General features: G+C 69.1%; 11 protein-coding genes. 3 read left to right on the forward strand and 8 right to left on the reverse strand.

Features of this window, described 5'->3' with window-relative positions; genetic code table 11:
* Nucleotides 1–44: 44 nt before the first annotated feature.
* The 7 genes from ACIBG8_RS23895 to ACIBG8_RS23925 all read right to left on the reverse strand — a co-directional run bounded on the left by ACIBG8_RS23895 (nucleotide 45) and on the right by ACIBG8_RS23925 (nucleotide 11,019).
* Nucleotides 45–1,157 (reverse strand): MFS transporter, encoded by a 1,113-nt coding sequence (locus tag ACIBG8_RS23895; RefSeq protein WP_397345124.1) that lies wholly within the window; start codon nucleotides 1,155–1,157, stop codon nucleotides 45–47.
* Between the two features lie 13 nt (nucleotides 1,158–1,170).
* The gene (locus ACIBG8_RS23900) at nucleotides 1,171–4,035 is read right to left on the reverse strand and encodes a glycoside hydrolase family 3 C-terminal domain-containing protein (protein ID WP_397345125.1); all 2,865 of its coding nucleotides are present in this window, start codon (nucleotides 4,033–4,035) and stop codon (nucleotides 1,171–1,173) included.
* A complete protein-coding gene (locus ACIBG8_RS23905) occupies nucleotides 4,032–4,841 on the reverse strand; it encodes a carbohydrate ABC transporter permease (RefSeq protein WP_397345126.1) in 810 nt (269 codons plus the stop codon). The genes ACIBG8_RS23900 and ACIBG8_RS23905 overlap by 4 nt, the downstream gene beginning before the upstream one ends.
* On the reverse strand, nucleotides 4,838–5,698 hold the full coding sequence (locus ACIBG8_RS23910; protein ID WP_397345127.1) for a carbohydrate ABC transporter permease: 861 nt from the start codon (nucleotides 5,696–5,698) through the stop codon (nucleotides 4,838–4,840). The genes ACIBG8_RS23905 and ACIBG8_RS23910 overlap by 4 nt, the downstream gene beginning before the upstream one ends.
* Entirely contained in the window at nucleotides 5,688–6,992 is a 1,305-nt protein-coding gene (locus ACIBG8_RS23915; protein ID WP_397345128.1) for an extracellular solute-binding protein, read from the reverse strand. Before ACIBG8_RS23915 ends, ACIBG8_RS23910 begins: the two co-directional genes overlap by 11 nt.
* A 19-nt stretch (nucleotides 6,993–7,011) precedes the next feature.
* Nucleotides 7,012–9,297, reverse strand: a complete 2,286-nt coding sequence (locus ACIBG8_RS23920) for a TIM-barrel domain-containing protein (RefSeq protein WP_397345129.1) — start codon at nucleotides 9,295–9,297, stop codon at nucleotides 7,012–7,014.
* Nucleotides 9,298–9,624: 327 nt separating this feature from the next.
* On the reverse strand, nucleotides 9,625–11,019 hold the full coding sequence (locus tag ACIBG8_RS23925) for an NAD(P)H-quinone dehydrogenase (RefSeq protein WP_397345130.1): 1,395 nt from the start codon (nucleotides 11,017–11,019) through the stop codon (nucleotides 9,625–9,627).
* A gap of 394 nt (nucleotides 11,020–11,413) precedes the next feature.
* Between ACIBG8_RS23925 and ACIBG8_RS23930 the strand changes: the two genes are divergently transcribed.
* Nucleotides 11,414–11,866 (forward strand): gamma-glutamylcyclotransferase, encoded by a 453-nt coding sequence (locus tag ACIBG8_RS23930; RefSeq protein WP_397345131.1) that lies wholly within the window; start codon nucleotides 11,414–11,416, stop codon nucleotides 11,864–11,866.
* 4 nt (nucleotides 11,867–11,870) lie between these two features.
* Here the strand turns inward: ACIBG8_RS23930 and ACIBG8_RS23935 are convergent, their stop codons facing one another.
* Entirely contained in the window at nucleotides 11,871–13,175 is a 1,305-nt protein-coding gene (locus ACIBG8_RS23935; RefSeq protein ID WP_397345132.1) for an MFS transporter, read from the reverse strand.
* Between the two features lie 109 nt (nucleotides 13,176–13,284).
* Between ACIBG8_RS23935 and ACIBG8_RS23940 the strand changes: the two genes are divergently transcribed.
* On the forward strand, nucleotides 13,285–14,265 hold the full coding sequence (locus ACIBG8_RS23940) for an Lrp/AsnC family transcriptional regulator (RefSeq protein ID WP_397345133.1): 981 nt from the start codon (nucleotides 13,285–13,287) through the stop codon (nucleotides 14,263–14,265).
* Nucleotides 14,262–15,566, forward strand: a complete 1,305-nt coding sequence (locus tag ACIBG8_RS23945) for a M20/M25/M40 family metallo-hydrolase (RefSeq protein ID WP_397345134.1) — start codon at nucleotides 14,262–14,264, stop codon at nucleotides 15,564–15,566. Before ACIBG8_RS23940 ends, ACIBG8_RS23945 begins: the two co-directional genes overlap by 4 nt.
* The last annotated feature ends 1 nt before the right edge of the window (nucleotide 15,567 follow it).

Raw genomic sequence — 15,567 nt, forward strand, 5'->3', positions numbered from 1 at the left:
TCCAGAGATTCACACAGGCGCAAAACCCGGTCAATAGTTTGGCGTCACAACGAACTTATTAGCAATGGCACGACCAGCAGGCCGAGCAGCGCCAGCGCGACGGGAAGCGTGAAAGTTGCAGACAGCCCGGCCACCAGCAGCGGGCTCACGACGAACCCGGTGTAGGACACCGTGGAGACGGCGGAGACGAGCGTGCCCCGATCGTCGCCGACCGCCGCCTTGCTGAGCATCGCGGGCACCAGCGGCCCGAGCGCCAGCCCGGTCAGCGCGAACCCGACCAGGCTGAGCCAGGCGTACGGTGCCAGCCCGGCCAGCACGATCCCGCCTCCCCCGCCCAGCGCGGCCACCAGCGAGAGCAGCCGCATGGGCACCGGCGGCAGCGCCTGCACGACGAGCCGCCCAGCCGTCAGAGCCAGCATGTACGCAGCAGGGGCCGCGCTGGCCAGCAGGACCGGCGCCGAGCGGAAGTCCTCCAGCAGGAGCACCGACCACTGCTCGACGGAGTTCTCGATGACCAGCGCGCACGCCGCCAGCGCGCCGAGCACGAGCGCCCGCCGCCAGGCGCTCCTGGCGTGCGGCTCCACCTCGCCGACCCCGCGCCCGACCGGCAGGCCGAGCGCGAAGGCCGCGGCCGCCAGCACGATCACCGCGATCGCCAGCAGCACCTGGACGGGCGCGAGGCCGAGCTGGCGGGCCAGCCCGGTGGCCGGGGCGGCGACGATGACGGCGATCGGGAAGGCGGCGTGCACCGGCTGGAACAGCCTGCGCCCGGTCTCCCGCTCCGCCCTGCCGGTGGCCACGTTCAGCGCGATGTCGAGCGCGCCGCTGGTCGCACCGAGCACGAGCAGCGCCAGCCCCAGCTGGACCGGCGAGCCGACCAGCCCGATCCCGGCGGTGGTCAGGGCGAACAGCGCGGTGCAGAACGCGAGCGCGAGCCGTTCCCTCCCCCTGATGAGCCGCCCGGTCAACGCCATCGCCGGGATCGCGCCGATCGGCACGGCCGCCAGCGCGAACCCCAGGTCGGCGGGCGAGGCGTGGATCTGCTCGCGGATCGCGGGCAGCAGCGCCGACCACGACCCCCAGAAGACGCCCCAGGCGGCGCACACGGCGACGAGCCGCGCGCCCAGAAGTCCTGTTCGCCCGGCCGTCGCCGTCACATGCCCTCCAAGATCACCTGGCGAGTGCGAAATCCTTGATCCTCAGGTCTCCCCTGAACACCAGGTAGAGATCGCCCGTCCCGCCACCGACGGTAGCCGAGGCGGTGCCCCACTGGTAGGCGCCGCCGGTCGCGGCGACCTGCGCCATGCCGAGCAGCGTCCCGGTCGGGGAGCCCAGCCGCAGCTCGATGGAGCCGCCGCTCGCCGAGGCGACCCCGGCGGTGAAGGCCCTGCCCAGCCGGGCGTTACCGAAGGAGATCCAGTCCCCGGTAGACGCGCCGACCGCCGTGTCCGAGGCCTTGGTCTCGTCGACCAGCTCCACGCCGGAGTAGTCGTCGAAGTCGGCCGCGCGGGTCACCCTGGTCAGGTCCCTCGGCGGGATCGTCTCGCCGTTGACGTGCATGGTGGTGCGCTGGCGGATGGCGGCCGACGAGGAGCCGACCAGGACGTCGTGGGTCGCGGTCTCGGTGACGAAGCGGTTCCTGGTGACGTCCCAGAGAGCCAGGTCGGCCTTCTTCAGGGTGAAGACGACCTTCTTGCTCTGGCCGGGGCCGAGCGTCACGCGCTCGAAGGCGCGCAGCTGCTTGACCGGCTGCCGTACCCGTGAGGCGTGCTGGTGGGTGTAGAGCTGGACCACCTCGTCGCCCGTCCTGGAGCCGGTGTTGGTCACCTTGACGCTGACCCGGTCACCGGCGACCTTCAGCCCCTCGTAGGCGAAGCTCGTGTAGCTCAGCCCGTGGCCGAACGGGTAGAGCGGCTTGCCCTGGTAGTACAGGTAGGTGACGCCGTTCTTGATGATGTCGTAGTCGAGGATGCCCGGCAGCTCCCCCTCCGACCTGTACCAGGTCTGGGTCAGCCTGCCGCCCGGGTTGCTCGCGCCGAACAGCACGGACGCCAGCGCGTTGCCCAGCTCGGGCCCGCCGTGCGACGTCCAGAGCACGGCGGGCACCGTCTGGTCGCTCCAGGTGAGCGGGTAGCCGGACTCGAGCACCAGCGTGGTGTCCCTGTTGGCGGCGTGCACGGCGCTGATCAGCTCGTCCTGCTTGGCGGAGATCTTCAGACTCTCCCTGTCGTCGGTCTCCCTGCCGTTGACGAACGGCATGTTGCCCGCCACCACGACGACCTCGTCGGCGTCCTTGGCCGCGGCGACCGCCTCGTCCGCGCCCTTCGACAGGGTCTCCATGGTGAAGTGCTCCGCCTGCGCCACGTCGTTCGAGAACGACAGCGCGCCGGTCCCGGTGACGGTCAGGTAGAAGGGCCCCCAGCCGGGGTTGTGCGAGAGCAGGATCGAGCCGTCCGCCTGCGGCACGGGAGTGAAGCCCTGCTGCACGAACCAGCCGTTGGGCTGGTCCTGGTCGTTCCTCACCGAGCCGTCGAAGGCCCACGACATGTACTTGCCGTTCGCCTGGGCCCTGAAGAACAGCGGGCCGCCGCCCCAGTCGTACAGGCTCGCGGTCTGCGCGGGCCCCGCCTGGGCGGCGTCGGCCACGACAGGTCCGCCCTGCGGGTCGGCGGAGAAGGTCACGTACTTGCCGGTGGAGGTCTTCAGCGCGACCTTGTCCACCGCCTCGTAGGCGGTCACCTCGGCGCCGGGCAGGGCGGCCTTGATCCCGTCCACAGGGGTGACCTGGTACGGCAGGCGCCCGCCGTACCAGTCGCCGTAGAGGAAGTCGGACAGCGGCCCGATCACGGCCACCTTCTTGACGCTCCTGGCCAGCGGCAACGCCCTGGCCTCGTTCTTCAGCAGCACCATGGCCCTGGTCGCCGCCTCGCGGTTCAGCGCCTTGTGCGCCGGGCTGTTGACGACGTCCTTGGTGATCTTCGCGTACGGCCCGCCGTCAGGATCGAACTCGCCCAGCCTGAAGCGGATGGTCAGCACGTGGCTCACCGCGCTGTCCACGTCGGCCTCGGTGATCAGCCCGCGCTCCAGGGCGCCGTTGACGGCCGCGAGCGTCGTGGCCGGGTTGGTGCCCTGGTCGGTGAAGCTGTCGTTGCCCGCCTTGAGCATGGCGGCAGCGCCCTCCGCCGGGGTGGCGAAGTAGGCCTGCGAGCCGGTGAGGTTGCCTGGGGCGTAGGCGTCCGAGACGTTCATCACCGGCCCCTTCGCCCACGAGCGGACCGTGGCGTTCAGGTCGGTGACCGTGGAGGGGCGCCCGTTTACCAGGTTGTAGGACGTCATGACGCCGTGCGCGGTCCCCGCGGCGAGCGCGGTCCTGAACGCGGGGATCTGGTACTCGTTCATGACCCGGGGACGCAGGCTGGAGTTGGAGACGTCCCTGGACGTCTCGTTGTTGTAGCCGATGAAGTGCTTGAGCAGCGGCGCCGTCTTCAGATACGTCCGGTCGCCGCCGCTCAGGCCCGAGGTGTAGGCGGTCGACATGGCGCCGGTCAGCAGCGGGTCCTCGGAGTAACCCTCCTCGTTGCGCCCGGCGCGTGGGTCGCGCAGCAGGTCGACGACCGGCGCCCACAGGTTCAGCCCCCACAGGCGCGGGTTCTCCGCGTTGTAGCCGCGCGCCTCGTCGCCGGTGGCGGCGCCCACCCGCTTGAGCAGCTCCGGGTCCCAGGTGCTCGCCAGGCCGATGGCCTGCGGGAAAACCGTGCCCTCTGCGAGCACCGAGTTGCCGTTGTCGTCGACGTCGTTGGACCAGCCCACCCCGTGCAGGGCCTCGGTGCCGTTCTTGACCAGGCCGATGCCCAGGCGCGGGATCGCGGGCTGGTACTGGTGCAGGAGGGAGACCTTCTCGGCCAGGGTGAGCCTGCCGAGCAGGTCGTCGACCCGCTGGGCGATGGGCAGCCCAGTGTCGTGGAAGGGAGGCTCCTGGGTTGCCGCGACGCATAAGGGGAGCAGGAGGAGGAGAGCCGCGAGGGAACGCTTCATTTGATGGCTCCTACGGTGATTCCGCGGGTGAGCGTGCGCTGGAAGATCAGGAAGAAGGCCACGGCGGGAACGATGCCGAGCAGCGCCGAGGCGCTGGACGTGGTGGCGTCCATGAACTTCTCGCCCTGCAGCACGCCGAGGGCGACGGGCACCGTCTGGTTGTCGTTCGAGATCAGAAAGATCAGCGGGAGGAAGAACTCGTTCCAGGTCCAGATGAAGAAGAAGATCATCAACACCGAGAGAGTGGGCCTGCTGATCGGCACCACGATGCGCCACAGCGCCAGGAACCGGCCCGCGCCGTCGATCTCGGCGGCCTCCAGGATCTCCTTCGGGAACTGGCCGAGGACCGCGCTCAGCAGGTAGGTGCCGAACGCCGCCTGGATGACGGTGAAGATGATGATCATGGAGAGCCGGGTGTCGTAGAGGCCCAGCTCCTTGGACAGGTAGTACAGCGGGTAGGCCAGCGCCTCCTGCGGCAACGTGTTGGCCACCAGGAAGAGCACCAGCACCCAAAGCCTGCCGCGCACCCGGCCGATGCCGATGGCGTAGGCGTTCAGCACCGACAGGACGACAGCCAGGACAGAGACGGAACCGCTGATCAGGAAGCTGTTCCAGAGCTTGCCGCCGAAGTCGACGCGGTTCCAGAACGACACGATGCCGTCGAGGTAGAGCCCGCCGGGCAGGCTCAGCGGGCCCGCTGAGCTGTACTCGGCAGGCGACTTGATCGCGTTGATGGTGACGATGCCGAACGGGAACAGCATCACCAGGGCGAGCACGACCAGCGCGGTCAGGATCGGATACTTCATTCCGCACGCTCCTGGACGCGCAGGAAGAGGAAGGTCACCACGACGATGATCAGCGCGAGGATCGTCGCGATGGCGGAGCCGTACCCGACGTTGGCCTTCTGGAAGAAGTTCAGGTACGAGAAGTAGGACGGGACGTTGGTCGCGCCGCCGGGACCGCCCCTGGTGAGCACGTAGATCGGGCCGAAGACCTTGAGCGCCGCGATCGTGCAGGTGAGCAGGACCACGAAGATCTCCGGCCTGATCTGCGGGATCGTGATGTGCCAGAACCTGCGCCACCACCCCGCCCCGTCGATCTCCGCCGCCTCGTGCAGCGCGGGATCGGCCCGCTGCAGACCGGCCATGAAGATGACGACCGGATAGCCGAGCTGGAACCAGACCATCACCGCCATGACGGTGGCCAGGGCCAGGTCGGGGTCGCCGAGCCAGTCCGCGTCCAGGCCGAAGATCTGGTTCACCGCGCCGTAGGACGGGTGCAGCATCCAGCCCCACACCACCCCGGCGACCGCCACGGGCAGCACCTGCGGCAGGTAGAAGGCGGCGCGCAGGGCGCTGGCCGTACGGGCGCCGAACTTCTTGCCGATGTAGTCGAACAGGGCGGCGGCCAGGACCAGCCCGATGATCGTCGGGATGACGGCCATCGCCACGATCAGCGCCGTGTTGTTCCTGAACGACGCCCAGAACCGCTCGTCCTGGAACAGCCTGACGTAGTTGTCCAGGCCGACCCATCGCGGCGTGCCCACCCCCGACCACCTGGTGAAGCTCGTCCCGACGTTCATCAGGAACGGGACGACGATCACCCCGGCGAACAGCACCAGGCTGGGGAGCAGGTAGATCCAGTAGCCGCGCCTAGTTGCCAAGGTCCGCGACGCCCTCTTCGTACGGCTTGGCGATCTCGTCGAGCACCTGCGCCGGCGTCCTGCTGCCGTTGATCAGGTTCTGCACGCCGCTGACGAGCACGTCGTAGTAGCCGGGGGCGGGCCAGTCGGGGTAGAAGGCCAGCCCGTCCTGCGCGGTCACCTTGTTGAAGGTGTCGATGAGCTCCTTGCTCTTCGCGTCGGTGATCGCCGCCGGGTCGGCCGCGACGGGGACGCCGCCGGAGTTGCCGAGCAGGTTCTGGATCTCCTTGCTCATCGTGATGTCGATGAAGTCGTAGGCCAGGTCCTTGTTCTTGGCCTTCTCGGGGACGACCCAGAGGTTGCCGCCCGAGCCGGGTGCGAGCTGGTTGCCCGGCCACAGGAACGAGCCCCACTCGAAGTCCTTGATGTCGCTCTGCAGCCTGCCGTACCACCAGCTGCCCGAGATCATGATCGGGAACTTGCCGCCCATGAACGCGACGCCCATGTCCTCGGCCTTGAGCGCGGCCGACTTCTTGTCGATGTAGCCCTTCTTCACCCAGTCGGCCATGGTCTCGGCCGCGTACGTGAACTCGGGTCCGTGGAAGTCGACCTTGCCCTTGTAGAGCTCGAAGGAGTCGACCCAGGCCCGGTTGGCCTTGGCGAGCGCCAGCAGGTAGAAGATCTGCTGGGCTGGGTACTCGGCCGCCGCGTTGGAGATGGGCGTGACCCCGGCCTTGGCGAAGGTGTCGAGGGCTGCGGTGAACTCCTCGAACGTGGTCGGCACCTCGACGCCGTGCTTCTTGAAGAGGTCCTTGTTGTAGTAGACCATCACGTACTCGCCGTAGTTGGTCACGCCGTACCACTTGCCGGCGCCCATGATGCCCCGGTCGTCGTACTTCGAGGTGGTCTGCAGGCCACCGGGCAGCAGCTTGTCCCAGCCGCGCTTGGCCGCCTCCTCCGTCATGTCGGTCAGCAGCCCCTGCTTGGCGAGCAGCCCGGCGGTGGCGTTGCCCTTGTTGAACTCGGTGAGGTCGGGCGCCTCGTCGGAGTTGAGCGCCATGCTCGCGGTCTTCTGGAGCTGCTCGAAGCCCTTCTCCTCGAACTTCACCGTGACGCCCGGATGGGTGGCCTCGAACTTCTTGACGGCCGCTGCCCACGCCTTGCCCATCGCGCCGTCGGCGCTCTCGTAGTGCCAGAGCTTGAGCACGCGCGGCTCGTTGCTCGCGGCCGGCTTCTGCTCCTGGCCGGCTCCGCCGCACGCGGTCAGTGCCAGCGACACGGCGACGAGCGCCGCCATGTTTCTCCACCTGAACATGCTTCTCTCCAAGAACGAATCAGGCCTGCGTGATGACGGCCTGGGTGGGAGCGCCTGCCACGGGGGCGAACTCGACCGTGGCGACCCGCTTCGGTCCCGTGACGGTGACGCGCAGGGCGTCGCCGTCCCGGGTGGCGACGACGAGGGTCTCGCCGTCCTCGTCGTGAATGGCAGTACGGCCGTCGCCGCCCCCGAAGGCGACCACCGTGATCTCGGCCGGCACGTCCGTGGTGTCACCGGGTTCCGTGACGGGGATGAGCGCGCCGTGCCGGACGAAGAGGGGGATCCGCTCCAGCGGGGTCTCGACCGTCACGTAACGGCCGCCGGACAGCACCTCGCCCGTCCAGTAATCGACCCACTCGCCGTGCGGCAGGTAGACCTTGCGCACACCGTCGGGCGAGGTCATCGGCGCGACCAGCAGGTCACGGCCGAGGAGGTACTCCAGGTCCGCCTGCCAGGCGACCGGGTCGTCCGGATGGTCCACGCAGAGGGCCCGCATCATCGGCGCTCCGGTGCGCGCCGCCTCGACCGCGGCCGAGTAGAGGTACGGCATGAGCCGGTACCTGAGCCTGATGGCCTCCTTGACCTGCTCCTCCACCGCGGGGAACGCCCACGGCTCCCTGCTGGTGGTGCCGTGGAAGCGCACCAGCGGGGACAGCGCGCCGAACTGCGCCCAGCGCACGTAGAGGTCGTCGGTCGGCGTGCCGGTGAAGCCGCCCGCGTCATGGCTCCAGAACGGGACGCCGGACAGGCCGTGCGCCAGCCCGCCGCGCAGCGTGCTGCCCATCGCGGCGTAGCTGGTGTAGGTGTCGCCGCCCCACTGGGCGCTGTGGCGCTGGCCGCCCAGGAACGACGAACGCGCCCAGACCATGCCGTGACCGGCCACCTCGCGGGTGACCTCGGAGACGACGTCGTTGAAGAGCAGCGTGTAGACGTTGTGCAGGTCGGTGCCCGACATCCCGTTGAAGGCGACCGCGTCGTACGGCACGCCCTCGGCGAAGTCGGTCTTGAAGACCTGCACACCCTGCTGGAGGAGCGGGCGCAGCAGCCCCTGGAACCAGGTGACCGCCTCGGGGTTGGTGAAGTCGACGATGGCGCACGCGGGATAGGAGCCGTGCCAGCAGTCGGCCACGTAGGGCTCGCCCTGCGCGGTCTTGAGGAAATATCCGGCCTCGGCCGCCTCGGGGAAGGCCGGGCTGAGGTGGGAGATGTAGGGGTTCATCCACAGGCAGACCTTGAACCCCATGCCGTCGAGCTCGGCGAGCATGGCGTCGGGGTCGGGGAAGTTGGCCGGGTCCCAGCGCAGGTCCGACCAGTGCCCGTCGGTCTGCCAGTAGGTGTCCAGGTGCAACACGTCGCAGGGGATGCCGCGCCCGCGGATGGTCCTGGCCCGGTCGAGCACCCGCTCCTGGGTGTCCACGAAGAACCCGGAGGAGATCCAGGTGCCGAACGCCCACTTGGGCGGCAGCAGCGGACGGCAGGTCAGCCGGTCGAAGCGGTCGAGCACCTCGGGCGGCGTCGGCCCGGCGATCACGTAGTAGTCGATCAGGTCGTCGGGCACCACGATCTGCACCGTGCTGTGCGTCGACTGGCACATGTCGAACTCGGTCGGCGCCCCGCTGTCGACGAGGATCCCGTAGCCCCTGCTCGACAGGTAGAACGGCACGTTCTTGTAGGCGCGCTGCGACTCGGCGCCGAACGCGTCGTAGTTCCACATGACCGGGCGCTGGCCGCGCTTGTCCAGCGGGGTGAACGACTCGCCGAACCCGCTGAACGCCTCGTCGGCCGGGGCGGCGAAGGACTCGTGGTAGCCGACGACCGCGCCGTCCTTGGTCGAGCGGCCGAACGGGAGCGTGCGCATCCTGCCGCTGATGTCGACGTGCCCGCGGTCCTGCTCGACCAGGGTACGGCCGGCGGCGTCGGTGAAGCGCAGGTGCCAGGGCGACAGGGTGATCTCGGCGCGCAACGATCCCGCGTCCACCACGATGCCCTCGCGCGCCTCGATCCGCGCTCCCGCGTACGTCCCCGGGGTCACCATGGTCGTCGCGCGGGCCGAGCGCGTCGTCGCGTCCTCGTCCTGGCTCAGCCGTACGCGGATCACGCCCTCCCCCGCGACGCCCACCTGGACGACGAGCGACTCCTCTGCCGAGGTCACGCCCTTGAGTGTCACCCCGGCCTGGTCCGTGGCCACCAGCTCGGCCGCGGTCAGCGCCGACAGTCCCGCCTCGCCGTGCGCCCGCACGGGGAGCTCGGGAGGGTCGGCGACGAAGTACTCATGGGCGACCAAGGGGGGTCGGTAGGGCATTGATGCTCCTTAGCTCAGCTCATGAATTAGTTTGCCGTCTATACCAACAAATCGTCAACCGGCATTAGTTTGGACTCCAGCCAAATAGGGGGGTGTTTCCACGGCGGACGCTACGGCGTGAGCGCGCCCGCGTATCGCGGGAAGGCGCGAGAGATCAACACGAGGCCACGCCGCGATGTCGTTCCAGCGGCGGGCGTCACGGAGTGGGCGCTCGCCGCCCCGCATCGCGGGATCGCCGACGAGCGCGCGTCTATGCCATCAATGACTCTTCGGCCGAGCGACCTCCAGAAGAGGCGGTCGACCTTCTTACCCGGGGCTTAGCCGTACTCAGATGCCTGTCGCCGACCCTGGCTGCATCAGACGCCTGGCCGCCTCGGTGATCGAGCCGGACAGCGACGGGTAGACGGCGAACGTGTGCGCCAGCTGGTCGACGGTGAGCCGCTGCTGCACGGCCACGGACACCGCCAGGATCAGCTCGGAGGCCCGCGGCGCCACGATGACGCCCCCCAGCACGATGCCGGTGTGCGGACGGCAGAACAGCTTGACGAAGCCGTCGTTGAACCCCGACATCTTGGCCCGAGCGTTGGTCGACAGCGGCAGCTTGACGACGTTCGCCTCGATCTCGCCTGCCTCGATCTGCTTCTGCGCCACCCCCACCGCCGCGATCTCGGGGTCGGTGAAGATGTTGGACGCCACCGTGGCCAGCCGCAGCGGTTGTACGGCTTCGCCCAGCGCGTGCCACACCGCGATCCGCCCCTGCATGGCCGCCACGGACGCCAGCATCAGCACACCCGTGCAGTCACCGGCCGCGTAGACCCCGGGCGCCGAGGTGCGCGAAACCTTGTCGACCTGGATGAACCCACCCTTGTCGAGCGTGACCCCCGCCTCCTGCAACCCCAGCCCGGACGTGTTCGGCACCATCCCGACCGTCATCAGCGCGTGCGACCCCTCGGCGGTGCGCCCGTCTTCAAGGGTGACGACGACGCCGTGCTCGGTGCGCTTGACGGAGGAGGCGCGGGAGCGGCCCATGACGTTCATGCCGCGCCGCCGGTAGACCTCTTCGAGCACCTCGGCGCCGTCCGCGTCCTCGTTGGGCATCATGCGGTCACGGCTGGACACCAGCGTGACCTCCGACCCCAGCGACCGGTACGCTCCGGCGAACTCGGCCCCGGTCACGCCTGAGCCGACCACGATCAGGTGCTCGGGCAGCTCGTCGAGGTCGTAGAGCTGCCGCCAGGTGAGGATGCGCTCGCCGTCCGGCTCGGCTCCGGGGAGGATGCGCGGGGTGGCGCCGGTGGCGAGGAGCACGACGTCGGCCCTGATCGTACGGTCACCCGCACGGACCACCCGCGGATCGACCAGCCGTCCCTCCGCCTTGATGATCTCGACGCCCTCTGCGGCGACGCGGGCGCCGATGTCGGTCGACTGCGCCTGGGCCAGCTCCTTGACGCGCTTGTTCACCAGCGGCATGTCCACTTCCGCCGCACCGACGTCACCGTCGGCGCCGCCGGAGTAGTGGACGCCCAGGGAGGGGGCGTCGAGAAGGGCCTGCTTGCGTACGGAGGTGGCGATGAGCGTCTTGGACGGCACGCAGTCGGTCAGCACGCACGCCCCGCCGGGACCGTCGCGCTCGACCATGGTGACCTGCGCCCCCAGCTGCGCCGCCACCAACGCCGCCTCGTAGCCGCCAGGTCCGCCACCGATGATCACGATCCTCGTCACAGGTACCATTCTCCCGCATCCCCACCCAAGCGCCGCCAGCGCCTCCTCGGCAGCCCGCCTGCCCACCCCAACCCCCGACGAACACGACACCCCGGCGAGAGGGACGAGAGACACCCCCACACGGAGCCTCCCGCGCAGAGCCCACGGAGTGGCCACCCGCACGGCCCCAACGGCGGGGTGCGATGTGCCGGAGATGCCGAGCGCCGTGCAAAGAGTGCGGGGATGGTGTGGCCGGGAGGCGGGGTGCCCTGCGAAGGGTCCGAGGGCGGTGTGGGAGGCGCCATGGGCGGGGTGCCGTGAAGGGCCCGGCACCCCACCCCACCCCAAAGCCCTCATACGCCTGCGGTCCGGTGGCTACTCATGGGTGCGCCGAGTACGGGTACCCTAGGTCGCTGTGCCTGTTTACGCCGCCTACGGCAGCAACATGGACCCGAAGCAGATGGCCATGCGCGCCCCCCACTCCCCCATGCGGGGTGTGGGCTGGCTGCAGGGCTGGCGCCTGACGTTCGGCGGGGAGGACATCGGCTGGGAGGGCGCGCTCGCCTCCATCGTCGAGGACCCCGACGAGCACGTCTTCGTCATCCTCTACGACGTCCCCGAGTGGGACGAGGACTCCCTCGACCAGTGGGAGGGCGCAGCGAGAGGCCTCTACCACAAGGTCAGGCTCAGGGTGCACACCCTGGAGGGCGACGTCGTGGCCTGGTTCTACGTGCTCGACGGCTACGAGGGCGGCCTGCCGTCCGCACGCTACCTGGGCATCCTCGCCGACGCCGCCGAGCACGCGGGCGCACCGGACGACTACGTCCGTGCGCTCCGCGGCCGCCCCTGCAAGTCGGTCGGCACCTGAGGGGTCACTGCAGCGGCTGGTCCTTGGTCTCCTTGAGCGCGAAGACGTAGACGAGCGTGGAGATCAGCGCCAGCCCCGACATGTACCAGGGGAACAACCCGGGGTTGCCCGCGTTGATGAACGCGGTGCCGATCAGCGGCGCCGTACCGCCGAAGAGGGCGACGGTCAGCGAGTACGGCGCGCCCGCCCCGGCCGCGCGGACCCGGGTGGGGAAGAGCTCGGAGTTGACCGCGGCCGAGATCGAGGTGAACCCGGCCAGGAAGACCATGCCGATGAGCTGGATGGTCACGAAGCTCCCCGCCGAGTTCGACATCAGCCCGAGCAGCGGCACCGGCAGCAGCGTGAAGCCCAGGCCGAAGGCGATCAGCAGCGGCTTGCGTCCGATCCTGTCGGAGAGCATGCCCATGAGGGGCTGCAGGATGGCGAAGAAGAACAGCGAGATCGTGCCGAGGCTGATCGCGTCTTCCTTGTTGAACTTGACCGCGATGTTGGCGTAGGTCGGGAGGAACGTGGTCCAGGTGTAGTAGGCCACGGTTCCCGCGATCGTGATGCCGACGATCAGCGCCGCCTGCTTGGGGTAGTGCTTGAGGAAGTCGAACAACCCCGGCCGCTGGACCTTGCCCTGCTTGACGTCTTCCGCGACGGCCGAGGTCTCGTCGGCGCCCTTGCGTATCCACAGGCCCACCAGGCTGATCACCGCGCCGATGACGAACGGGATGCGCCAGCCGTAGGAGTCCATGTCGGCCTTGGCCAGGGTGGAGCCGAGAATCGCCGCGATACCGAGGGCGAGGAGCTGGCCGATGGTGGTGCTGACGTACTGGAAGCTCGAGAACAGGCCACGGCGCCCTGGAGGGGCGGACTCCACGAGGAAGGTCGTCGCGGAGGCGAACTCGCCGCCCACGGAAAGGCCCTGGATCAGCCTGGCCAGCACGAGGATGATCGGCGACAGCACGCCCACCGCCTCATAGGTCGGCGTGATCGCCAGGATCAGCGAGCCGACTCCCATGAGGACGATCGTGAAGGTCATCGCCGCCTTGCGGCCGAACCGGTCGGCGAAGGAGCCGACGAGGAGTCCGCCAAGGGGGCGCATCAGGAAGCCGACGGCGAAGATGCCGTAGACGCTCAGCAAGGGGACCAGGCTGTTGGGCGCGTCCTTGGGGAAGACCTGCCCGGAGAAGTACAGCGCGAGCGCCGAGTAGGCGTACCAGTCGTACCACTCGGCGACGTTGCCGATCGAGGCGGCCAGCAACTGACGCACTCGGCTTCTGGGGATGCCGAGTGGCGACTGGGCAAGGGGAGGGGTGGCCACAGGGGCTCCTTTGCTTCAGGTGCGGAGATGGCTTACTGTGCATGCGGACGACCGATACAGTCAAATATCTCGGAATATATTTACAAACCCGACATCGAAGGCGCTTCTGGTGGATGTTCTCGACCGGCGGCTCGTCGCCGCCCTGCAGGTCAGCCCTCGCGCGTCCTGGGGCGAGATCGCCCGCGTGGTGGGCGAGAACGAGCGCACCGTCGCCAGACGCCTGCAGAGGCTGATCGCCGAGGGCGAGCTCAGGGTCACCGCGATCTACGACGACCTGCGCTCCGGCCACGGCCGCCCGGTGCACCTGCACGTGCAGGTACGGCCCGGCACGTCCTGCAAGGTCGCCGAAGCCCTCGCGGAAAGGCCGGACACCAGGTCCGTCTACGCCGTGACCGGCGTGGCCGACGTCGGCTGCGAGCTGGTCTCCCCCACCCGCGACGCCCTGCACGACATCGTCTCCTCGCAGCTCGGCGGCATCGACGGCGTGCTGAGGACGCAGACCCACGTCGTCCTGCACACCTTCACGACGGTGGCCGAGTGGCACGCGCCGTACCTCACCGACGACGAGGTCGCCCAGCTGAGACCCCCGGCCCCGACGGAACCCCTTCCCGACCAGGACGCGCTCTCACCCCTCGACCAGGAGATCGCCGAGCTCCTCGCCGAGGACGGCAGGATCGCCTTCACCGCGATCGCCGAGCGCCTCGACATCTCGGTGCCGACCGCCCGCCGCCGGGTGGCCTCGCTGCTGGAGCGCCGCGTGCTGCTGCTCCGCGCCGAGGTGGAGCCCGCACTGCTCGGGCTGGAGGTGGAGGCCAAGCTCTGGTTGTCCGTACGCCCACAGGGGCTCGACCACGTCGGCCAGACGCTCGCCGCCCACCCCAACGTCCGCTACTGCGCCGCCACGAGCGGCACGCACACCCTGATCATCCAGGTGGCCGTCGCGCACGAGGCCGACCTGTACCGCTTCCTGACCGAGGTCGTCGGACCGCTCGACGACGTCACCGACCTCAACGTCACGCTCATCACCCGTGCCTACAAGCGTGGTCACCTGCGCAAGTCGGGCCTGCTCACGATGGAGAGAACGCCATGACCCCCGCCGAGAACGAAGTCGCCGAGCTCACCGCCGAGCTGATCAGGGTCGACAGCACCAACTACGGGGACGGCAGCGGTCCTGGCGAGCGGGAGGCGGCCGAGGTCGTCATGGCCAGGCTCGCCGAGGTGGGCCTGGAGGCCCACTACAGCGAGTCAGCCCCCAAGAGGGGAAATGTCGTGACCCGCATCGAGGGCACAGAAAAAGACCTTCCCGCACTACTGGTGCACGGCCATCTCGACGTCGTGCCCGCCAGCAAGGCCGACTGGCAGGTCGACCCGTTCTCCGGCGAGATCCGCGACGGCTACATCTGGGGTCGCGGCGCGGTCGACATGAAGGACATGGACGCCATGATGCTGGCCGTCCTGCGCCAGATGGTCCGCGAGGGCAAGCGCCCCAAGCGCGACATCGTCTTCGCCTGGGTCGCCGACGAGGAGGCGGGCGGCGTGTACGGCGCCAAGCACCTCACGGCCAAGCACCCCGAGCTGTTCGAGGGCGTGACCGAGGCGATCAGCGAGGTCGGCGGCTACTCCCTGGAGGTCGACCCGTCGCTGCGCCTCTATCTCATCGAGACCGCCCAGAAGGGCCTGTCCTGGCTCAAGCTCACAGCGGACGGTACGGCGGGCCACGGCTCGATGCTCAACGCCGACAACGCGGTCACCGAGGTCGCCAGGGCCGTGGCCACGCTCGGCGCGTACGACTGGCCGGTCACCTACACGCCGACCGTGCACAGGTTCCTCACCGAGATCGCCGACGCCTTCGGCATCCCGTTCGACGAGGCCAACCCGCAGCTCGTCCTCGACAAGCTCGGGCCGCTGGTCCGCTTCGTCGGCGCGACGCTGCAGCACACCACCAACCCGACGATGCTCGACGCCGGTTACAAGGCCAACGTGATCCCCGGGCAGGCCAGCGCGGTCGTCGACGGCCGGTTCCTGCCCGGCCTGGAGGAGGAGTTCCTCAAGACGGTCGACTCGCTCATCGGGCCCAACGTCAAGCGGGAGTACGTGCAGCGCGACATCGCGCTGGAGACCACCTTCGACGGCCCCCTCGTGGAGTCGATGATCGCGGCGCTCAAGGCCGAGGACCCGACCGCGCGGGCCGTGCCGTACTGCATGTCGGGCGGGACGGACAACAAGACGTTCTTCGCCGACCTCGACGTGCGCGGGTTCGGCTTCGTGCCGCTGCGGCTGCCCAAGGACATGGACTTCTCGGCGATGTTCCACGGCGTCGACGAGCGGGTGCCTGTCGACGCGCTGCAGTTCGGTGTGAGGGTCCTGGAGCGGCTGCTCCTAAACTACTGAG

Origin of the sequence: Nonomuraea sp. NPDC050556, assembly GCF_044457355.1 — a bacterium.
GTDB lineage: Bacteria > Actinomycetota > Actinomycetes > Streptosporangiales > Streptosporangiaceae > Nonomuraea.

Excerpts from the sequence above, each read along its gene's own strand:
- ACIBG8_RS23900 (WP_397345125.1), bottom strand. The coding sequence starts at position 4,035 with ATGAAGCGTTCCCTCGCGGCTCTCCTCCTCCTGCTCCCCTTATGCGTC.
- ACIBG8_RS23905 (WP_397345126.1), bottom strand. The coding sequence starts at position 4,841 with ATGAAGTATCCGATCCTGACCGCGCTGGTCGTGCTCGCCCTGGTGATG.
- ACIBG8_RS23915 (WP_397345128.1), bottom strand. The coding sequence starts at position 6,992 with ATGTTCAGGTGGAGAAACATGGCGGCGCTCGTCGCCGTGTCGCTGGCA.
- ACIBG8_RS23920 (WP_397345129.1), bottom strand. The coding sequence starts at position 9,297 with ATGCCCTACCGACCCCCCTTGGTCGCCCATGAGTACTTCGTCGCCGAC.
- ACIBG8_RS23945 (WP_397345134.1), top strand. The coding sequence starts at position 14,262 with ATGACCCCCGCCGAGAACGAAGTCGCCGAGCTCACCGCCGAGCTGATC.